This window comes from Burkholderia sp. HAN2018 (assembly GCF_024704855.1).
Lineage (GTDB): Bacteria > Pseudomonadota > Gammaproteobacteria > Burkholderiales > Burkholderiaceae > Burkholderia > Burkholderia cepacia.
In genome coordinates this window covers 1-18,333 of sequence record NZ_QOBB01000104.1, presented here as the reverse complement: position 1 = coordinate 18,333, position 18,333 = coordinate 1, and the positions used below count along the sequence as shown (strand labels likewise).

General features: G+C 68.3%; 19 protein-coding genes. 7 read left to right on the top strand and 12 right to left on the bottom strand.

Annotated features, from left to right (window positions below; translation table 11 throughout):
• Positions 1 to 147: 147 nt before the first annotated feature.
• Positions 148 to 828 (bottom strand): HAD family hydrolase, encoded by a 681-nt coding sequence (locus DPV74_RS23885; RefSeq protein ID WP_060286009.1) that lies wholly within the window; start codon positions 826 to 828, stop codon positions 148 to 150.
• A gap of 507 nt (positions 829 to 1,335) precedes the next feature.
• On the opposite strand from DPV74_RS23885, the gene DPV74_RS23880 reads away from it, so the two are divergent.
• Positions 1,336 to 1,644: a helix-turn-helix transcriptional regulator gene (locus DPV74_RS23880; RefSeq protein ID WP_027789442.1), complete on the top strand. Its 309-nt coding sequence runs from the start codon at positions 1,336 to 1,338 to the stop codon at positions 1,642 to 1,644.
• An 81-nt stretch (positions 1,645 to 1,725) separates the two neighbouring features.
• Positions 1,726 to 2,787: an alkene reductase gene (locus tag DPV74_RS23875; RefSeq protein ID WP_027789443.1), complete on the top strand. Its 1,062-nt coding sequence runs from the start codon at positions 1,726 to 1,728 to the stop codon at positions 2,785 to 2,787.
• A 101-nt stretch (positions 2,788 to 2,888) separates the two neighbouring features.
• Here DPV74_RS23875 and DPV74_RS23870 read toward each other — a convergent pair whose 3' ends face one another.
• The 3 genes from DPV74_RS23870 to DPV74_RS23860 are packed head-to-tail and all read right to left on the bottom strand — an operon-like array spanning position 2,889 to position 6,615.
• On the bottom strand, positions 2,889 to 4,181 hold the full coding sequence (locus tag DPV74_RS23870; RefSeq protein WP_060086323.1) for an MFS transporter: 1,293 nt from the start codon (positions 4,179 to 4,181) through the stop codon (positions 2,889 to 2,891).
• A 13-nt stretch (positions 4,182 to 4,194) separates the two neighbouring features.
• The gene (locus tag DPV74_RS23865; RefSeq protein ID WP_027789445.1) at positions 4,195 to 5,367 is read right to left on the bottom strand and encodes a porin; all 1,173 of its coding nucleotides are present in this window, start codon (positions 5,365 to 5,367) and stop codon (positions 4,195 to 4,197) included.
• Positions 5,368 to 5,427: 60 nt separating this feature from the next.
• Positions 5,428 to 6,615, bottom strand: coding sequence for a M20 aminoacylase family protein (locus DPV74_RS23860; protein ID WP_119338062.1), 1,188 nt, complete (start codon positions 6,613 to 6,615; stop codon positions 5,428 to 5,430).
• 118 nt (positions 6,616 to 6,733) lie between these two features.
• Here DPV74_RS23860 and DPV74_RS23855 point away from each other — a divergent pair, with 118 nt between their 5' ends.
• Complete coding sequence (locus DPV74_RS23855; protein ID WP_027789447.1) at positions 6,734 to 7,651, top strand: LysR family transcriptional regulator; 918 nt, start codon at positions 6,734 to 6,736, stop codon at positions 7,649 to 7,651.
• 42 nt (positions 7,652 to 7,693) lie between these two features.
• On the opposite strand, the gene DPV74_RS23850 is transcribed toward DPV74_RS23855, so the two are convergent.
• Positions 7,694 to 8,221, bottom strand: coding sequence for a GNAT family N-acetyltransferase (locus DPV74_RS23850; protein WP_060350034.1), 528 nt, complete (start codon positions 8,219 to 8,221; stop codon positions 7,694 to 7,696).
• Between the two features lie 87 nt (positions 8,222 to 8,308).
• Here DPV74_RS23850 and DPV74_RS23845 point away from each other — a divergent pair, with 87 nt between their 5' ends.
• The 3 genes from DPV74_RS23845 to DPV74_RS23835 all read left to right on the top strand — a co-directional run bounded on the left by DPV74_RS23845 (position 8,309) and on the right by DPV74_RS23835 (position 10,338).
• Entirely contained in the window at positions 8,309 to 8,920 is a 612-nt protein-coding gene (locus DPV74_RS23845; RefSeq protein ID WP_119338061.1) for a LysE family translocator, read from the top strand.
• Positions 8,921 to 8,959: 39 nt separating this feature from the next.
• Positions 8,960 to 9,298 (top strand): hypothetical protein, encoded by a 339-nt coding sequence (locus DPV74_RS23840; RefSeq protein ID WP_119338060.1) that lies wholly within the window; start codon positions 8,960 to 8,962, stop codon positions 9,296 to 9,298.
• Positions 9,299 to 9,381: 83 nt separating this feature from the next.
• On the top strand, positions 9,382 to 10,338 hold the full coding sequence (locus DPV74_RS23835) for a serine aminopeptidase domain-containing protein (protein WP_119338059.1): 957 nt from the start codon (positions 9,382 to 9,384) through the stop codon (positions 10,336 to 10,338).
• Here the strand turns inward: DPV74_RS23835 and DPV74_RS23830 are convergent.
• A complete protein-coding gene (locus tag DPV74_RS23830; protein WP_162923115.1) occupies positions 10,335 to 11,255 on the bottom strand; it encodes a phosphatidylinositol-specific phospholipase C in 921 nt (306 codons plus the stop codon). The genes DPV74_RS23835 and DPV74_RS23830 overlap by 4 nt on opposite strands.
• Before the next feature lie 6 nt (positions 11,256 to 11,261).
• On the opposite strand from DPV74_RS23830, the gene DPV74_RS23825 reads away from it, so the two are divergent.
• Entirely contained in the window at positions 11,262 to 12,299 is a 1,038-nt protein-coding gene (locus DPV74_RS23825) for a LacI family DNA-binding transcriptional regulator (protein ID WP_119338058.1), read from the top strand.
• Between the two features lie 97 nt (positions 12,300 to 12,396).
• Here the strand turns inward: DPV74_RS23825 and DPV74_RS23820 are convergent, their stop codons facing one another.
• The 6 genes from DPV74_RS23820 to DPV74_RS23795 all read right to left on the bottom strand — a co-directional run.
• The gene (locus tag DPV74_RS23820) at positions 12,397 to 13,257 is read right to left on the bottom strand and encodes a carbohydrate ABC transporter permease (protein WP_119338057.1); all 861 of its coding nucleotides are present in this window, start codon (positions 13,255 to 13,257) and stop codon (positions 12,397 to 12,399) included.
• Positions 13,254 to 14,123, bottom strand: a complete 870-nt coding sequence (locus DPV74_RS23815) for a carbohydrate ABC transporter permease (RefSeq protein WP_027789456.1) — start codon at positions 14,121 to 14,123, stop codon at positions 13,254 to 13,256. The genes DPV74_RS23820 and DPV74_RS23815 overlap by 4 nt, the downstream gene beginning before the upstream one ends.
• Before the next feature lie 34 nt (positions 14,124 to 14,157).
• Entirely contained in the window at positions 14,158 to 15,396 is a 1,239-nt protein-coding gene (locus DPV74_RS23810) for an ABC transporter substrate-binding protein (RefSeq protein WP_119338056.1), read from the bottom strand.
• A 195-nt stretch (positions 15,397 to 15,591) separates the two neighbouring features.
• A complete protein-coding gene (locus DPV74_RS23805) occupies positions 15,592 to 16,800 on the bottom strand; it encodes a porin (RefSeq protein WP_119338055.1) in 1,209 nt (402 codons plus the stop codon).
• Between the two features lie 167 nt (positions 16,801 to 16,967).
• On the bottom strand, positions 16,968 to 17,906 hold the full coding sequence (locus DPV74_RS23800) for a helix-turn-helix domain-containing protein (protein ID WP_021163645.1): 939 nt from the start codon (positions 17,904 to 17,906) through the stop codon (positions 16,968 to 16,970).
• 64 nt (positions 17,907 to 17,970) lie between these two features.
• The coding region (locus DPV74_RS23795; RefSeq protein WP_119338054.1) for a DUF3156 family protein at positions 17,971 to 18,333 on the bottom strand (363 nt) is incomplete at its 5' end.

Below are 18,333 nucleotides of genomic sequence, written 5' to 3'. Positions count from 1 at the left end.
AGAGCGAATCGTCGACGACCCGCTCGCCGGCGCAGCGGTTGCGACCACCCTCGGCGGTGAACGTGTGCTCGACACCGCGATTCCCGCCTCGGCAATAGGCGCAACGCTACCCGCGGCGCATCGGCGCGGGCGCCGCCCGGGGGCGTGTCAGCCCGATGCCGCGGACGAGTCGCGCCGCATCCGCTGCACGATCGCGTCCAGTTCGCCGATATGGTTGGCGACCGCCTGCCTGCCCGCACGTGCCCATCCGTCGAACGACGTCATCCCGCTCACCGCGCCGACGAACGCCACGCCGGCGCGCTCGGCCGCCTGCGCGTCCACCGCGTGGTCGCCCACGTAGATCGCCGAACGAGCCGGCAAGCCAAGCCGCGCCAACGCCAGCACGAGCCCTTCGGGATCGGGCTTGTGACGCTGCACGTCTTCCCCGCCGATCAGCACGTCGACGAGCGATTGCAACTGGTTCAGCGCAAGGATCGCCTCGATCCGGTAGCGAAACTTCGACGAAACGATCGCGACCGCGAGACCCTGCTCGCGCAGACGCGCGAGCAGGGGCGGCACCTCGGGATAGATGCGCGTGCCGCGCACCATGATCTCGTCGGCCCGCACCACGAAGTGACGCGCGAACGCGTCGGCCCGCGCCGGCTCGGTTTCGCCCGTCAGCGAGCGGAACATCTCGTGCAGCGGCAGCCCGATCACGGCCGCGATCTGCGCCGGTGTCGCGCCGGCGGCATCCAGCTGATGCAACGCGTACTCCGTGCACGCGACGATCGCGGCGGACGAATCCGCCAGCGTCAGATCGAAATCGAAGATGACGGCCCGAACAGACATGAAAGGACTCCGCAAAAAATCGGTTCGTGCGCGATGGACGAACCGGCATGACGTTGCGATGCGCACGCGCGCGTCGATCGATCGGCGCGCCTGGCCGGATGGCTCGCGATCGGCCGCGTCGAACCCGTCCGGGTCGCGCCTCGCCGCGTAGCATCCCACAGGATGCGCAATGTGGTGCGCCCGGGAAGATCCAGCGACGAGGCGCTGCTCGAGTTGCCGAAGCTCGCGGCTCCCCGCCCGCGATACGCATGCTCGATACGCTCGCGCACGTCGATGCGACACCGGGAAGGTACGAGATCATCGACGTGTCCGACTGAGGGCCGGATGGCGCGTGGCGGGACGGCGGCTCCGCTCCGCGTCCTTCGCGGTCGTCTTGCTCTGTCCCCGCAATCGCCCTTCGCTATCAACCCTATTGCCGGCAATGCTTTCAAACATATCGTCAAGTTCCGATATAAGATTCGCCCATCGACGATACCTCGTTACCCGAGCGAAACGCCAAACCTGTCCATGCCGACCGAACTCGACATCGAAGCGATCCTGAAAGCGCTCTCGAACCCCGTGCGCCGGGAAATCCTCGCCTGGCTGAAAACGCCGGACGTGCATTTCCCGAACCAGACGCTGCCGTATGAACACGGCGTCTGCGCGGGCCAGATCGACGCGCGCTGCGGGCTGTCGCAATCGACCGTCTCCGCACACCTCGCGACGCTGCAGCGCGCGGGGCTCGTGACGTCGACGCGGATCGGCCAGTGGGCGTTTTTCCAGCGCAACGAGGCCGTCATCGACGCATTTCACGACGCATTGCGCCGCGAACTCTAGCCAACGGCCGAACCGGCCATGCGGGCCGCCGCCGCACATGACGCGACGGAGTTCCCGCCCTTAGTGAAGAGGTTATCTGCCATGCCAACGTTGTTCGACCCCGTTACCCTCGGCGACCTGACCCTGCCGAACCGCATCGTGATGGCGCCGCTCACCCGCGCTCGTGCGGGTACGACGCGCGTGCCGAATGCGCTGATGGCGCGCTATTACCGCGAGCGCGCATCGGCCGGCCTGATCATTACCGAAGCGACGTCGGTCACGCCGCAGGGCGTCGGTTATGCCGACACGCCCGGCATCTGGTCCGACGAACAGGTCGAAGGCTGGAAGCAGGTGACGCAGGCCGTGCACGCGGCCGGCGGGCGCATCGTGCTGCAGCTCTGGCACGTCGGCCGGATCTCCGACCCGGTGTTCCTGAACGGCGACCTGCCGGTCGCACCGAGCCCAATCGCCGCGGGTGGCCACGTGAGCCTCGTGCGTCCGCAGCGTCCGTACGTGACGCCGCGCGCACTCGAACTCGACGAGATCCCGGGCATCGTCGCCGCGTACCGCAAGGGTGCCGAGAACGCGAAGGCCGCCGGCTTCGACGGCGTCGAGATCCACGGCGCGAACGGCTACCTGCTCGACCAGTTCCTGCAGGACAGCACCAACCACCGCACCGATGCGTACGGCGGCCCGATCGAGAACCGCGCGCGCCTGCTGCTCGAAGTGGTCGACGCCGCGATCGACGTGTGGGGCGCCGGCCGTGTCGGCGTGCACCTCGCACCGCGCGGTGACGCGCACACGATGGGCGATTCCGATCCGGCGGCAACGTTCGGCTATGTCGCGCGCGAACTCGGCCGCCGCAAGATCGCGTTCATCTTCACGCGCGAATCGTATTCGGGCGACCACCTGAGCCCGCGCCTGAAGGAAGCGTTCGGCGGCCCGCTGATCGCCAACGAGCAGTTCACGCTCGACACCGCGCAAGCCGCGCTCGCCAGCGGCAACGCCGACGCAATCGCATGGGGCAAGCTGTTCATCGCGAACCCGGACCTGCCGCGCCGCCTCGAACTCGGCGCACCGCTCAACCAGCCGGTGCCGGAGACGTTCTACGCGGAAGGCGAAACGGGTTATACCGATTACCCGGCGCTGAGCGACGCGGCCTGATTGCGCGACAGCGCACGCGCGATGAACGGAGAGGCCCCGTCCGTCCGTTCGTCGCGCACACCATCCCCAGGGCGGGCACGTCACGTGTCCGCCCCTCCCGTTCACCGCCTGCCTTCCACGTCGGACGCTTCCGCGAACAGCGCCAGACCGGCCAGACTCGCGACGCTGCATCCCAGCACATACCACGCAGGCGCGTAAAAGCTGCCGGTCGCGCGCCACATCGCGCCGACGATCAGTTGCGCGAACCCGCCGAAAATCGTCACGCCGAGCGCATAGATCATCCCCAGCGACATCGCCCGCACCTCGGGCCGAAACGCATCGAGGATCATCACGAAGCCGGCGGGACTCGACAGCGTCATCAAGCCGATCAGCACGATCACGACCGCAACCGCGGTGCCCGCCGACGGCCACATCTTCATCGCGTAAAACGCTGGCAGCACGAGCACGGCTGAAGCGACGCACGTCACGCCCACCAGCCGCTTGCGACGACGCACGCGATCCGCGAGCCGCCCCGCGAACGGCGAACCGAGCAGCAGCACTGCACCTGCCGCGCAGCCCGACAGCAGCGACACCGATGCCGGCATGCCGACGGTCAGCGTCAGGAACGACGGCAGGAAAAACACGATCGTATAGGTGGTCGACGTGCCGCCGATCACGAGCAGCGTGCCGGCCGCGACCTGCCGCCACGGAATGCGCGCACGCTCGCGCGGTGCGCCGGCCGCTGCGTGCGGCAGCGTATCGTCCAGATGGCGCCGCAGGTAAAAGCCGACCGGGCCGATCAGCAGACCGAGCACGAACGGGACGCGCCACCCCCACGCGTGCAGCGCGTCGGGCGGCAGTGCGCGCGACAGCGTCAGCGCGACGAACGCGCCGACGAGCGTCGCACCGCCCTGGCTCGCCATCTGCCAGCTCACCCGCTCGCCGCGCCGGCCGGTGTCACCCGACTCCATCAGCAGGGTCGTCGCGGCCCCCACTTCGCCACCCGCCGAAAAGCCCTGCAGCAAACGCCCGATGACGATCAGCAGCGGCGCGGCGATGCCGATCTGCGCATAGGTCGGCGCGAAGCCGATGATCCCGGTGCCAAGCGCCATCAATGCGACCGTCAGCACGAGCGCGGGCTTGCGGCCGGCCCGGTCCGCATAGGCGCCGATCGCGACGCTGCCGAGCGGCCGTGCGACGAACCCGACACCGAACGTCGCGAGCGACAGCATCAGCGCGCCCACATCGCTCGACGCGGGAAAGAACAGCTTGCCGATCAATGCGGCGAAGAAACTGTAGACGGTGAAGTCGAAGAATTCGAGCCCGTTGCCGAGTGCGGCCGCAACGACCGTGCGGCGCGTTACGCGCGGCCCGGATTCGACCGGCGCAGCGGCCGTGCGATTCAGGGTATGCATCGAAAATTCCCGTTCAGAAGTTGTGATACATGCCGAGCGACAGTGTCACGGGTGTCGTCCCGGTGCGCGGTGTCGTTCCGCCCGGTTCGGTCGGCAGCGGATTGCCGTTCAGCAACACCGTCGAGATGCCATAGTTGCGGATGAACCCCGCACGCGCATAGAGGCCCGTGCGTTTCGACAGCAGGTAGTCGTAGCCCAGCATCGCACCGAGTGCCGAATCCCTGGCCGGCTGGCCGGCCGCGTCGCGCACACCCGACGTATCGCGATAGACAACCGACGCGCGAATCGCATTGACGCCGAACGGCACGATCGCGCCGAGCGTGTAGACGCGCGCAATGCCGTCGCCGGCCAGCTTCGGCGCGTACTGGTTGAACGATGCGGACAGCACGATCCGCCCGGTGTCATAGACGGCGCCGAGCCCGTACAGGTCGTTGCGCACGGTGCTCGCCCCGTTGACGCCCCACACCTGGTTGTAGCTCGCGGCCAGATAGGTCGTGCCGTTGTACCACTGCAGCAGCGCGCCTTGCGCGGACGCCACGGGTGCCCGCCCGGCCACGTTGCTCGGCGCAAACATCAGCATCAGCGACGTGGTGCCCGCGACGATCGGCGTACGGTACGTGATGGCGTTGTCGACGCGCGCCGGCAATTGCGTCGCCCCCGGCCCGAGGTCCGAGTTGTAGCCGACGCCGCGGCTCGTCTGCACGGCTGCCGCGCCCAGCCACGTATAGACCGAGTTCGTGCCCACCGTGCCGAACACGTCGATGAACAGCGGCAGCGCCGTGCCGATCTGCTTGCCGAGACGCAACCGGCCGTAGCTGTCCGACGACAGGCCGACCCACGATTGCCTGTTGTACGTCGATTGCGCATCCTGCTGCGCACCGCTGTTCGCGAGAAAACCGCTTTCGAGGTTGAACTCGGCGCGCCAGCCGCCACCGAGGTTCTCGCGGCCGAAGAAGCCGAATTTGGAGGTCCACTCGCCGCCGCTCTGCGTCTGCCACAGCGAACGGCCGCCGACCGTCTGGTAGTTGATCCCCATGTCGAGCGAACCATACAGCGCGACTCCCTCCGTCATCCTGCCGTTGTACTCGGGCACCGCCGCCAGCAACACGTCCTGATAGGGCACGGCGCGCGCGTTGCCGGCGCCGAACGCGAGACAGGCCGCGCCTAGTGCAAATCGCTTTTTCATTCGTCATCCTCATCGTCAAGTCAACCCAGATCCGGCCAGCGCGTCTCCTTTGCGCCTTCGTCAGTCCATCTTCAGGAAGCGTTCGGCAATCCCGGCGAAATAGGCTGCCCCCCAGCTCAGCGCGCTGTCGTTGAAGTCGTAATGCGGGTTGTGCACCGAACATCCGCCCCGGGAATCGACGCCATTGCCGACCAGCACGTAGCAACACGGTGCGCATTCGGTCATCCACGAGAAATCCTCGCTGCCCATCACGCCATCGGGCAACAGCGTGAGCGCGCCTTCGCCGGCCAGCGCCGCGATCGTCTCCACCGCGAGATCCGACGCCGCACGGTCGTTGTCCACGACACGCGAGATCGACCGGTATTCGATCTGCGCGGTCATCCCGAACGCCTGCGCCTGCGCGTCGACGATGCGGCGGATCCGCGCCTCGATTTCGTCGCGCGTCGTCGCGTCGAGCGCGCGCACGGACAACTGCAACGTCGCCGTTTCCGGGATCACGTTCGGGGCAGTGCCCGCATGGAACGTGCCGACGGTCACGACGGCCGGCTTCAGCGGATCGACGTTGCGGGAAACGATCGATTGCAGCGCGGTCACGATTTGCGCGCCCGCGACGATCGGGTCGCTCGCGAGCTGCGGCATCGCACCATGCCCGCCTTTGCCCGTCACGGTGATCGTCACCGAATCGGACGACGCCATCATCGGCCCGTAGCGCAACGCGAAATGGCCGACCGGCACGCCCGGCGCGTTGTGCAGCGCATACACGCGTTCGCACGGGAAACGTTCGAACAGGCCGTCGTCGATCATCCGCTTTGCGCCACCGAGCCCTTCCTCGGCCGGCTGGAAGATCACGTTGAGCGTGCCGTCGAAACGGCCCTGTTCGGCAAGATAGTGGGCGGCGGCGAGCAAGATCGCCGTGTGGCCGTCGTGACCGCATGCGTGCATCGTGCGTGCAACCGTGCTCGCATACGGCAGCCCCGTCGCCTCCTCGATCGGCAGCGCATCCATGTCGGCGCGCAGGCCGAGCGTGCGCACCGACGCGCCGCGCCGCAACTGGCCGACGACGCCGGTGCCTCCCACCCCCGTCGTCACGTCGTAGCCCCATGTGGCCAGTTGTTCGGCGACGAGCTGCGCGGTGCGGGTCTCGGCGAAACCGAGTTCGGGATGGGCGTGGATGTCGTGGCGGATCGCAACGAATCGGGACTCCGACTCGCGAATCGCCGCGAGTACGTGAGCAAGGTTCTGCGTCATGGATGGCTCCGTGGAATCGGCCGCCTCGCGACCGTCCCGGCCAAGCATAAAGACGCGTTTCGGGTCAAAAAACTCACGAATTTTGATGCGGATAACTTTTGGTAATATCTTCCGCATCATGAAAATCCATCAATTGCGCGCACTCGTCGCGGTCACGACGGCCGGCAGCATCAAGGCGGCGGCCAGGGCCCTGCACGTCACGCAGCCGGCCATCAGCAAGGCGATCCAGGAACTGGAAAACGAGTTCGGCGTGACGCTTCTCGAGCGCAAACCGTGGGGCGTGGTGCCGACGCCGGAAGGCGACGCACTGCTCGGGCGCGCCCAGGCCGTCGTGCGCGAGCTCGAACGGGCGAGCGAGGACATGGCGCACATGAAGGGGCTGCGTGACGGGCGGCTCGTGATCGGCTTCACGCCGATCGTCGCGGTGACGGGCTTTGCGGAAGCCTACGCCGCCTTCCGCCGCCACTGGCCGAACGTCGAATGCGAACTTCGGGAACTGACGTTCAACCTGCTCACGGAACAGTTGCGCAATCGCACGCTCGATCTCGCCTTCGTCGCCGTCACGGGCCCCATTGCCGAGTCGGTCGACATCAGGGCGATCCGCACGTTCGACACCGCGTTCGTCACCCGCGAAAACGGGCGCTTCGCGGGCGCGACATCGCTCGAGGCGCTGCGCGACGCGGAATGGATCCACGCCGACGCCAGCGACAACTTCCCCACCTATATCCGCGACCTGCATGAACACGCGGGCCTGCCCCCGCCGCGCTGTATCACGCGCTGCACGTCGTATGCGCTGTTCTACAGCCTGCTCATGACCAACGATGCGATTTTCTCGTGGACCCGGCTGTCGCTCGCGGAAACCGTGTTCGGCCAGAAGCTGACGCCGCTGCCATTGCCGATGTCGCCGCCACCGCTTCAGTTGTACCGGCTCACGCCGCCCGGCCTGCAACTGACGCGGCCCGCGTCCGATTTTCTGGCGCACGTGGAGGCCGCGTTCGCGTCGCTGCCGGTGACCGGAAGCCGGGCATTGCGCTGACACCCGGTCGCGCTGCCCGCACCGCAACTCGCCGCGACTGCGTCAGCCCGGGACGCGCATCCGCATGAACACGCGCTGCGTCTCGTCGAGCCCGAGCGCGACGTGGTGCGCGCGGATCGCCCGCAGCGTGTCGTCGAGCGTGGCATCGTCGACGATGCTGAAACCCAGGCGCGCGTAATACGGCGCATTCCACGGCGCATCGCGAAACGTCGACAGCACGACCTCCGCGAGGCCTTCCTGCGCGGCGCGCGCGCTCACCTGTTCGATCAGGCGCGCGCCGATCCGCTGTCCGGCATGCGACGGCGCGACATCCAGTTCCTCCAGATACAACCGCTGTGCATCGAGCAGCCGGTAGAACGCGAACCCGACGCACGCCCCTTGCATATCGACCGCCACATACGCGCGGCCGCCATCGATGCGCGCGAGCACGGCAGCCGTATCGGTCGGCTCGGCTTCGGCGATGTGGGTCATGCCGATGGCGCGAAACCGCTGCGCGGCGGCGACTTCCACGGCGGCCATTGCGGCCGCGTCTTCCCGCGTGGCGGGGCGAATCAGGATCGATGCGGTCATTGCGGCAATTCAGGCAGGCAGTCTGGAACGGCCGTCACTATAATCGAAACTTCATACGTTTCGAACGCCCCACCCACGAGGCCCGTCATGACGTTGTCCGCACTCGCCGTCTTCGCCTTCGCCCTGCTCGTCACCGCCGGCACGCCCGGGCCGAGCGTCGCCGCGCTTGTCGCGCGCGTGCTGACGAACGGCGTGCGAGACGTGCTGCCGTTCCTCGCGGCGATGTGGCTCGGCGAAGCGCTGTGGCTCACGCTCGCGGTCGCGGGGCTGTCCGCGTTCGCGCGCACGTTCGAGACGGGCCTGATCGTGCTGAAGCTGCTCGGCGTCGCATACCTGCTGTTCCTTGCCTGGAAGATGTGGACCGCCCCGACCGGGACGGGCGCGGACGACCTGCCCCGCGGCCAGTCGCCGTGGCGCATGTTCGTCGCGGGCATGCTGGTCACGCTCGGCAATCCGAAGATCATGCTGTTCTATCTCGCGCTGCTGCCGACCATCGTCGATCTGACGCACGTCGGCGTTCTCGCGTGGGCCGAACTCGTCGGCACGATGCTCGCGGTGCTGATCCTCACCGACTGCTTCTGGTCGCTGCTCGCGGCGCGCGCGCGGGTTTTTCTCACTTCGGCGCGCGCGAAACGAATCGCGAACCGCACGAGCGCGACCGCAATGGCCGGTGCGGCAGTGGCAATCGCGACGCGGTAGCCCGCCGGTCCCGCGCCACACCGCCCCCTGCCGCCCGTCATGTCGCAACTCGGGAAGATTCCTGCCGCTCTCGCCGCGCAATCGATTTCCGGTCGCGAGATCGTGCTTCCGCTCGACGCCGCGCTCGAATGCATCGATTATTGCGTGCGTCATCGCATTCCGATCTACGGATGGGAAGGCTGGGTCCTGACCGCCGACGGGCGGGTCGGACACGGCAGCGCACCGCAGGGCACCGTGTGCCTTGCGGACTGGCCGCTGGCGGATGCTGCCGCGTTCTGCCGCAGCACGATGACGTCCGACGCGCAGGCGTGGCACAACGAATACCACGCAACGACCGACCGGCTGCATTTCTGCATCACGATCGGTGACGCACACTGATCTTCATACCTGTGCAATCGCACGCCGGCGCCCGACCGGCGATCCGCAACGGCAGTCTGCTCAGTGTCCCGGAGGGATGCACCATGAAAGCCTGGCTATCGGCTGCCCTGCTCTGCCTGTCCGCCACGCTCGCGCACGCGGCCGGCGTCAAGTTCGTCAGCATCCCGGCCGACGCGGCCGGCCCCGAGCTGCGCGCGGCCATCTGGACGCCCTGCGCGACACCCGCGCAATCGCTCACGATCGGCCCGTTCCTGCTGAAAGGGCAACGCGACTGCCCGACCGTCGGCGACAAGCTGCCGCTCGTCGTGATCTCGCACGGTCACGCCGGCACGTACTTCGGCCATCACGACCTCGCCGAAACGCTCGCCGACGCCGGCTTCGTCGTCGCGGCGATCAATCATCCCGGCGACACGCATGCCGACATGAGCCAAGCGGCCGACCTGCGGGAATTTGCCGAGCGGCCGGCGGACATCAAGCGCCTGATCGACTACATGCTGGCCAACGCGCCCGATGCCGCGCATGTCGATCCCGCGCGGATCGGCTTCTTCGGCTTCTCGCGCGGCGGCTATACGGGCCTCGTGCTGGCCGGCGCGAATCCGGATTTCGTGCATGCGCACGTGGCCTGCCCGGACCCGACCTGGCCGATCTGCAAACAGATCCGCGACCACGACCTGCCGCGCCAACCGCTGACGCACGATCCGAGGATCAAGGCCTACGTGCTCGCCGACCCGCTCGACGAATTCCCGACCGCCGAAACGCTGAAGGACGTGCACGCGCCGATCCAGCTCTGGGCGTCCGAAGCGGGCGGCGACGGCGTGGAGCCGGAAACGATCCCCGCGCTGGCCGGCCTGCTGCCGCAACGGCCGGAATTCCACGTCGTGCCGAATTCCGCGCACTTCGCATTTCTCGCGCCGTGCCCCGAACAACTGGCGCACGACTCGCCTGAAATCTGCACCGATGCGAAGGGGTTCGACCGCGCGGCATTCCACGCGATGCTCGATGCCAAGGCACTCGCATTCTTCACCGCCCATCTTCGCTAACAGCGAAACGCCTTGCGCCACGCACCCGGCACCGGCGCATGGTCATTGCACGCGATCAGCGCGCGCACCAGCGCCCAATCGTCGTCATCGCAGAAATCGAGCAGCATCGCGCCGCACGGGCCGCGCTGCTCGCGCAGCCGTGCGGCCAGCCGCGCATGAATGCCCTGCACCCTGCCGTCGCCGTGGGCAACCACCGACGGATTCGCGCCCATGCCGGTCCCGCTGCAGAAGTTGATCGCCCAGCGGCCACTGTCCGGCGACGGCAGGTCCGTCAGCAGCGCGTCGATCGCACGCCACTTCCAGCCGATCGATGCCGCCACCGGCACGCGATATTCGTCCTGGATCACGAACGCGCCGTCGGGATGATCGATCGTGAACGTCGCGTTGTCGGGCCACGCGGTCAGGTCGATGCCGAGCGGCCGGCTGCTTCGAAAGCGCCGCAGCAGCACGATCGCGCCGCGCACGTCGCCGAGCGCGGGCAGCGTGCCGCCGGCATGCCAGCGCAGCCGCGGATGCCGCGCGCGATGCGCATCGAACGTCGCATCGAAACTGCGTGTGCACGCGTGCGCCGGCCATTCGTCCTTCACCGACATCACGATGCATTCGCGCGGATGTTCGTCGAGAAAACGCATGCAATCGGCCAGCACGTCGTCGAACGTCATGCCGAGCGCGATGCCGCCATGATGAATGTCGAACGCGTCGCGCACGTGCCGGCAGCGGATGTCGAGCAGCCGCACGCCGTGCGCGAGCTGCGCGTCGAGCGGCGCACGTTGCGTGCGCACGAGCGCATCGTCGACCGTATACGCACAGGTGTCATGGCTGCCCGGTAGGGTCAGCGTATGCAGCGGCCGCGCGTCGTCGAGCGCCGACATCCAGTCGGCAGGCGGCGTGCACGTATCGTGGCTCGAAGGAATCATGAATCGATGAATGACAAGGAAAGAAAACCGTGGGTGACGGCGTCGGATGTCGCGGCGCGCGCCGGCGTATCGCGCTCCGCGGTGTCGCGTGCATTCTCGCCGACGGCGAGCATCGCACCGCAAACCCGTGAGCGCGTGATGGCCGCCGCGCGCGCGCTCGGCTACCAGGTCAACCTGATCGCGCGCGACATGATCACGCAGCGCAGCAGCATGATCGGCGTCGTGACGGCCGGGTTCGAGAATCCGTTTCGCGCGCGGCTGCTGTCGGACCTGATGGCCGCGCTCGGGCAGCGCGCGCTCACGCCGCTCGTGACCAATGCGGAAGACCCGCGCCAGGTCCGGCAATCGCTCGAACAGTTGCTCAGCTACCGGATCGCGGGCCTCGTGATGACGTCCGCGTCGCCGCCGCTGTCGGTGGCGCAGCAGTATCTCGAACACCGGATCCCGGTCGTGATGATCAACCGCGACGCGAATCTGCCGGGCGCGGATATCGTCGTGAGCGACAACGCGGCGGGCGCCGCGCATGCCGCGCGAATGCTCGCGCAGGCGGGCGCGCGCCGGGTCGCGTTCGTCGGGCCGCGCAACGCGAGCTACAGTGCGGACGCGCGTGCCGCTGCGTTCGTCGAAGCGCTGCGTCGTCACGGCGATACCGATGGCGCTGCAAGCGTACGGATTCAGGACACGCCGTCCGACACATACGCATGCGGTGTCGAAGCGGCACGGCATCTGCTGTCCGGCGACACCGTTCCGGACGGCGTGTTCTGCTCGTCCGACCTGCTCGCATTGGGCTTGATCGACACCGCGCGCCAGCAGTTCGGGCTGCGCGTGCCGGACGACTTGCGCGTCATCGGCTTCGACGACATTCCTGCCGCCGCATTCGACGGCTATGCGCTGACGACGCTCCGTCAGGATACGCAAGGCCTCGCGAACGCGGCCGTCGACATGCTCGCCGAGCGGATGCAGGCGTTCGCCGGCGCATCGCGCACGCGGGTCGTGCCGGTGACCTGCGTCGTTCGTCACAGCTGCGTCGGCCGTCCGGCGTAGCGACGTGCGATGCGCACGCGCGTGCCAACGTGATGCATGACAGGCGCGAGCGCGCAGCGGCGCCTGCCGCGCGGCGCACCGCCGCCCTGCATCGGCGTCACTTCAACCCGCCCGCGAATCCGCGCAACAGGTAACGCTGCACATAGCCGGCCACGGCCAGCGTGGGCAGCGACGCCATCAGCCCCGCGCTCATCAGGTCGCCCCAGTCGATCCCGTTCTCCGTCACGTAGCCGGCAATCGCGAGCGGCAGCGTGAAGCGGCTCGGCGTCGACACGAACAGCAGCGCGATCAGGAATTCGTTCCAAGCGGCGATGAACACGAAGATCGCGGTCGCGATCAGGCCCGGCGCGCACAGCGGCAGCACGATCTGCACGAGCCGTCGAGCCAGCCCCGCGCCGTCGATGCAGGCCGCTTCCTCGTATTCGATCGGCACGTCGCGCACGAACGCGAGCAGCATCCAGATCGCCATCGGCAGCGCATAGATCTGATATGCGAGCATCAGGCCGGGCGTCGAATCGAGCAGGTGCAGCCGTTTCGCGAGCGCGAACAGCGGCACCGCGATCGTGATCGGCGGCATCAGCTTCAACGCAAGCACGAGCATCAGGAACAGCAGGTCGAGCCGCGCCGGAAAGCGCAGCCGCACGAGCGCGTATGCGGCCGGAAACGCGAGCGCCAGCGCGAGCAGCGTCGTGCCGAAGCCGACCAGCAATGAATTGAAGAGCGGCGCGCCGATGCCGTTGGACCATACCGATGCGAAATGCGCGAAGGTCGGCGCGGCCGGCCAGATCCGCAGCGGATGATCGAGACGTTCGAGCGTCGGCATGAAGGCCGCGCCGGCCATCCACAGGCACGGCAGCAGCAACAGCGCGAGCGCGGCGATGCGCAGCGCCCACGGCAGCGCGCGGCCGAATGCGGCGCCCGTTCGCGCGCGCGAAATGCCTGCGGATTGCGCCGTCATGCGCGCCGCTTGCGAACCGTCTGCCATACGTACCCCGAGACCAGCAGCGCGGACGCCGCGAGCATCAGCACCGACGCGGCACTCGCCGGCCCGACGTTGAAGAAGCGGAAGCCCGTGTCGTAGATGTAGGTCGACAGCGTCTGCGTCGCGTTGCCGGGGCCGCCGCCCGTCAGCGCATAGACCTTGTCGAACAGCTTGAACGTGTCGATCGAGCGCAGCAGCAGCGCGAGGCCGATCTGCGGCGCCGCGAGCGGCAGCGTGATGTCGCGCAGGCACTGCCACTCGCTCGCGCCGTCGGTGCGCGCGGCTTCGTACAGTTCCTGCGGGATCGACTGCAACCCGGCCAGCACGATCAGGAAGGCCATCGGCGTCCACTGCCACACGTCGACGAGCGCGAGCGACCACAACGCGAGATGCGGATCGGACAGCCAGCGCACGCCTTCGACGCCGAACGCCGCGAGGAGCGCGTTCAGGAAGCCGTCGAAGTTGAGCCAGTTGCGCCAGATCGCCGAGCACACGAGCGTGGACAGCATCATCGGCAGGATCGCGAGCGGCAGCGCGATGCGCCGCCCCGGAAACGCGCGCACGAATAGCAGCGCAAGGCCGAAACCCAGCGCGACTTCGGCGAGCGACGCGACGATCGTGAAGCGCAGCGTGTTGCCGAAGCCGGCCGTGAACGCGTCGTCGCCGAGCACCGCGCGATAGTTCGCGAGCCCCGCGAATGCGCGGCGGCCGGCCGAGTAGTCGACGTGGCAGAACGAATCGATCAGCACCTGCACGACCGGATACAGCGCGAGCGCGGCGAGCACCAGCAGCGCGGGCCCGAGCAGTGCGACGAACGGCAGGCTGCGGCCAAAGGCTTTCATGCGCGGGTTCTGGACGACATCGCGAGGTGCGCCGTCACTTGCCGGCCGCGGCCGTCGCCTGCGCGATCTTCTGCTGCGCCTGGCGCAGCGCGGCGTCGGGCGCGGCCTGCCCCGTCAGCGCGAGCTGAAGCTGGTCGCCGAGAATGCTCTCGACCTGCTGCCAGTCCTTCACGCGCGGCCGCGCACGGCCGGCCTCGAGCGCCTTCAGCTGATCCGGATACCAGCGATACTGGCGCACCAGCGCCGGATCGTTGAACACGCTGCGGCGGGTCGGCGGAATGCCGATGCCGGCGAGGCGCGTCTGCGTATCGCGGTTGGTCAGATACGCGAGGAAGTCCTGCGCGAGCTTCGCGTGCGGCGCGTCCTTCGGAATGCCCATCTGCCAGATGCCGAGCATCGGCGCCGGGCCGGCAGTCTGCCCGGGCGGCGGCTGCAGCGCGATCTGCCCGACCACGCGCGACTGCTTCGGATCGTCGAGCGCCGGCACCCACGCCGGCCACACCTCGATCGACTGCGCGACCGTGCCGCGCTGCAGCGCGTCGCGCACTTCCGCTGCGCCGTAGACATCGACGTCCTTCGGCGCGGATGCCTTCAGCGCGAGAAAGGTCTTCAGCGCGGCCTGCGCCTCGCGCGAATCGATCGTCACGTTGCCGGCACGGTCGAACACGTCGCCGCCGTAGGCCCACAGGATCGGCAGGAAGCCTGTGACGACGGGATTGCCCTTGGTCCCGCGGAACACGACACCCGACACGCTCTTGTCCGCGCCGCCGACGGTCTGCGCGATCTTCAGCACGTCGTCCCAGTTGCGCGGCGGCTGCAGCTTGTATTTCGCGAGCAGGTCCTTGCGGTACGCGAACATCTCGACGTTGCCGACGATCGGCAGCGCATACAGCGCACCGGCCGCGTTGCGGCCGAGCGCGACGGCGGACGGCACGAGGTCGGCGTCGGCGAGCGATGCCGGCAGCGGCTTCAGCCAGCCGTTGCCGATGAATTCGGGCGCCCACGTGTCGTCCATCATCACGAGGTCGTACGCGCCGGTGCCTTCGCGCATCGACAGCTTGAGCTTCTGGTACAGGTTCGCGTTCGGCAGCTTGAGCAATTCGATCTCGGTGCCCGGGTGCAGCTTGTTGAAGCCGGCGACGGCGTCGGCCAGCCCCTTGCCGTAGATGTCGTCGCGGCCCGCGATGACGAGATCCGCCGCGAAGGCGTGCGAGGCGGCAAGGGACAGCGCAACGGCGGCGGACAGCGCGCGCAGGCGGCTCAGCAAGGTCATGAGGTCTCTCTCGTTCGGCGTGGTGGCGGGACGGCCAGGCATTGCACACGTGTGCAACGCGGGCGACGCTTCTGGCCGCCTGAAGCGAACGCCATTGTTCACGCCGATCGTTACGAATTTATGGCACGCGGCGGGAACGGCCGCCGCCGTGCCCGGCTTCCCCGCCCCGCCTGCCGCTCCGTGCCTCCGCCCCGGTCAGAAATTCACGCGGATCCCGGCCATCACCGCCAGTTGCCGGCTCGAGTTGCTGTTCGCGAGCACCGGAATCTGCGCGTAGTTCACCGCGTTGCCGCTCGCGTCGGTGCCGAGCCCCGTGCCGCTCGCGATCTGGCCGATCGCGACCGCGTACAGCGCCGTGCGCTTCGACAGGCTGTAGTTCGTGCCGACATTCACCTGATGAAAGCGCGTCGTGCCGCGCCCGTCGGTATGGGCCGCGTTGAAGATGTACGCGATGCCGCCCTGCAGCGCCGGCGTGAACATGTACGTGACGTTCAGCTCGCCGATGTCGAACGTGAACGCCTGCGTGCGCGGCTGCGCGGTGGTCGAGAAGTAGCGGCTGTCGCCGAGGCGTGTATGCGTATAGGTGAGCGCGATCGTCGCCGCGCCGAACGTGACCGACCCGCCCGCACCGAACGCGCGCATCGAGCCGGCATCCTGCAGCAGGCAGTACATCGCGCCCGGATTGCTGCACGCGAAATCGCCGATATAACCGCTCGCGCCGCCGAGCGCCGCGTCGAGCGGCTGGTGCAGGTCGAGGTAGCCGACCGAGAACGCCACCGGCGCGCGCGTGTACGTCGCGGCCACCGCATAGCCGCGCTTCGCGGAGAAATCGCCGGCCTGCCCGCCGAAGCTGAACGTGCCGCCGAACGTGAAGCCGTTGAAATCGGCGCTGGTGAACTTCACCGCGTTGTTGAAGTTGAATGCGGCGTTCAGGTTGTCGACGTCGCCGAGGTGCGAGCCGTACGGTGTCGCCCAGTTGTTGCTCGACACATACGCGCCGAGCATGTCCGTGTACGAGTCGTATTGGCGGCCGAGGCCGAGCGTGCCGATCCCGTCCTGGCGCAGCCCGACCCACGCCTGCCGGCTGAACGCGGTGCCGCCCTGCAGCGCCTGCCCGTTCGCGGACAGGAACTGCTGCTCGAGCGTGAACACCGCGTCGAGCCCGCCGCCGAGCGGCTCGGCCCCCTGGAAACCGAAGCGCGACGGTACGAGGTTGCCGCCGCCCATCTGCCACGCATGGCCGCCGCCCGTGCTGCCGTCGGCGCGCGTGAACTGCTGGTTCGTCGAGTAGATGATGCCGGTGTCCACGGTGCCGTACAGCGTCACGCTGCCGGAGGTCTGCGCGTGTGCGTGCATGCACCCGAGCGTGGCCGCGGCCGCGGCCAGTCGTCTTCCGATTCTCATGTCCCGCCCCTCTGTTGTCATCGATACGCAGTGCAGATCGATGGGGTTGTCGATATGGGTGACAGGACTCTATCCAGCGAAAATTCAGGACCTCTATCGCAAATCGGCAAACCGTGGCGCGCATGGCCCGCGACGTTGCCCGGCGGCGCCGTCGCGGTGCGCGTGCGTCATTCGGGACGCGTCGTCTGGGAAGGCAGCTCGCCGAACAGGTCGCGATACTCGCGCGCGAAATAACCGAGGTGCGTGAACCCCCAGCTCGCGGCGGCCTCGCCGACGCCGAGCTGCTGCACGGATGTCGTGCGCAGCATGCGGCGCACCGCGTTCAGCCGGATCGTGCGCAGATAGCCGACCGGCGTGACGTCGGCCACGCGTTGAAAGCTCGTCTGCAGCGTGCGGCGGCTGCAACGCAGCGCGCGGCACAGTTCGAGCACGGTGACGGGTTCCTCGGGGCGGTCGCGCAGATGCTTCTCGCAACGGCTCACGATGTCGCTGTAGGTGGCGTGCGTGATGTCGCGGCGCTCGACGCCGATGCCCTGTTCGAGCGCGTCGAGGAACATGCCGAGCATCGCGTCGCGAAACATCTTGCGGGTGGCCGCGTATTCGAGGTGGCCGGGGTTGCGCTGCGCATCGTCGATCAACGACGACAGCCGCACGCCGAGCGCGACGCCCTGCTCGTCGGACAGCCGCGTCACGTGGCGCAGCTTGCGCGCGCCGGATGCACCGAATTCGGCTTCGCACAACTCGTCGACCATGTCGGACGCCGCGCTGATCCCGACGAGCCCCATCCCTTCCGGCGTGTGGAATTCGAAATCCTCGCCGGCGCGCAGCGCGAGCAGCGCATAGCCGTCGACGGGCTGGCCCTGGAACGTGCCCGCGAGCGGCACCGACAGCGGCACCGCGAGCGACGTGCGCCCGGCCGGCGCGAGCCCGGTTTGCGCGACGCGCCGGTTGGTCGTCTCGCGGAAGAAGTGGAAATCGTCGTACAGCACCTGCGTGACGGTGCCCTTGAAGCGGCCCGGCGTCATCTGGCGGTAGACCTGATGCCAGCCCGCGATCGCGAGCCCGTGATCGTGCACGTCTTCGTGTGAGCGTGACTGGAACAGCATCGGCATCTCCGGTAAAACCCCTAAACGCGGCCGCCGGGTTCCCCCCGGCGCGCAACGCCACAGCTTACCCGTGCAAAATCCTGCGTAGTGCGGTTTCGAACGCAAGACAGGCCGCCGACAGCGCGGCGGCCTGCTCGCCCGTCAGGCGAACGTAGCGGCGGAACGACGGCATCCGGTTCACGACCTCGCTGCCGCCGAACGGCACGATCGCGAGCGTCCAGCGGCCGTCGCGCGCGTCGATCGCGCAGTCGGTCAGGTGCAGCGGCCGCAGCGCGTCGGCCAGCGACGGCTCGGCGACCAGCGCGGCCACCGTGTCGACGAATCCGGGGTCGCATCCCGGCTCGGCCACCGCGTCGATGCCCGTGCGGCGCAGCCAGCCGGTCTGCGTCACCCGCGCGCGGCCCTGCCCGGCCGGGCCGCATGCGGT

Coding starts and splice junctions, on each gene's coding strand:
- DPV74_RS23885 (WP_060286009.1), bottom strand. CDS start 828: ATGTCTGTTCGGGCCGTCATCTTCGATTTCGATCTGACGCTGGCGGAT.
- DPV74_RS23805 (WP_119338055.1), bottom strand. CDS start 16,800: ATGAGAATCGGAAGACGACTGGCCGCGGCCGCGGCCACGCTCGGGTGC.
- DPV74_RS23855 (WP_027789447.1), top strand. CDS start 6,734: ATGAAAATCCATCAATTGCGCGCACTCGTCGCGGTCACGACGGCCGGC.
- DPV74_RS23875 (WP_027789443.1), top strand. CDS start 1,726: ATGCCAACGTTGTTCGACCCCGTTACCCTCGGCGACCTGACCCTGCCG.
- DPV74_RS23835 (WP_119338059.1), top strand. CDS start 9,382: ATGAAAGCCTGGCTATCGGCTGCCCTGCTCTGCCTGTCCGCCACGCTC.
- DPV74_RS23865 (WP_027789445.1), bottom strand. CDS start 5,367: ATGAAAAAGCGATTTGCACTAGGCGCGGCCTGTCTCGCGTTCGGCGCC.
- DPV74_RS23860 (WP_119338062.1), bottom strand. CDS start 6,615: ATGACGCAGAACCTTGCTCACGTACTCGCGGCGATTCGCGAGTCGGAG.
- DPV74_RS23820 (WP_119338057.1), bottom strand. CDS start 13,257: ATGACGGCGCAATCCGCAGGCATTTCGCGCGCGCGAACGGGCGCCGCA.
- DPV74_RS23850 (WP_060350034.1), bottom strand. CDS start 8,221: ATGACCGCATCGATCCTGATTCGCCCCGCCACGCGGGAAGACGCGGCC.
- DPV74_RS23825 (WP_119338058.1), top strand. CDS start 11,262: ATGAATGACAAGGAAAGAAAACCGTGGGTGACGGCGTCGGATGTCGCG.
- DPV74_RS23845 (WP_119338061.1), top strand. CDS start 8,309: ATGACGTTGTCCGCACTCGCCGTCTTCGCCTTCGCCCTGCTCGTCACC.
- DPV74_RS23830 (WP_162923115.1), bottom strand. CDS start 11,255: ATGATTCCTTCGAGCCACGATACGTGCACGCCGCCTGCCGACTGGATG.
- DPV74_RS23810 (WP_119338056.1), bottom strand. CDS start 15,396: ATGACCTTGCTGAGCCGCCTGCGCGCGCTGTCCGCCGCCGTTGCGCTG.
- DPV74_RS23800 (WP_021163645.1), bottom strand. CDS start 17,906: ATGCTGTTCCAGTCACGCTCACACGAAGACGTGCACGATCACGGGCTC.
- DPV74_RS23880 (WP_027789442.1), top strand. CDS start 1,336: ATGCCGACCGAACTCGACATCGAAGCGATCCTGAAAGCGCTCTCGAAC.
- DPV74_RS23870 (WP_060086323.1), bottom strand. CDS start 4,181: ATGCATACCCTGAATCGCACGGCCGCTGCGCCGGTCGAATCCGGGCCG.
- DPV74_RS23840 (WP_119338060.1), top strand. CDS start 8,960: ATGTCGCAACTCGGGAAGATTCCTGCCGCTCTCGCCGCGCAATCGATT.
- DPV74_RS23815 (WP_027789456.1), bottom strand. CDS start 14,123: ATGAAAGCCTTTGGCCGCAGCCTGCCGTTCGTCGCACTGCTCGGGCCC.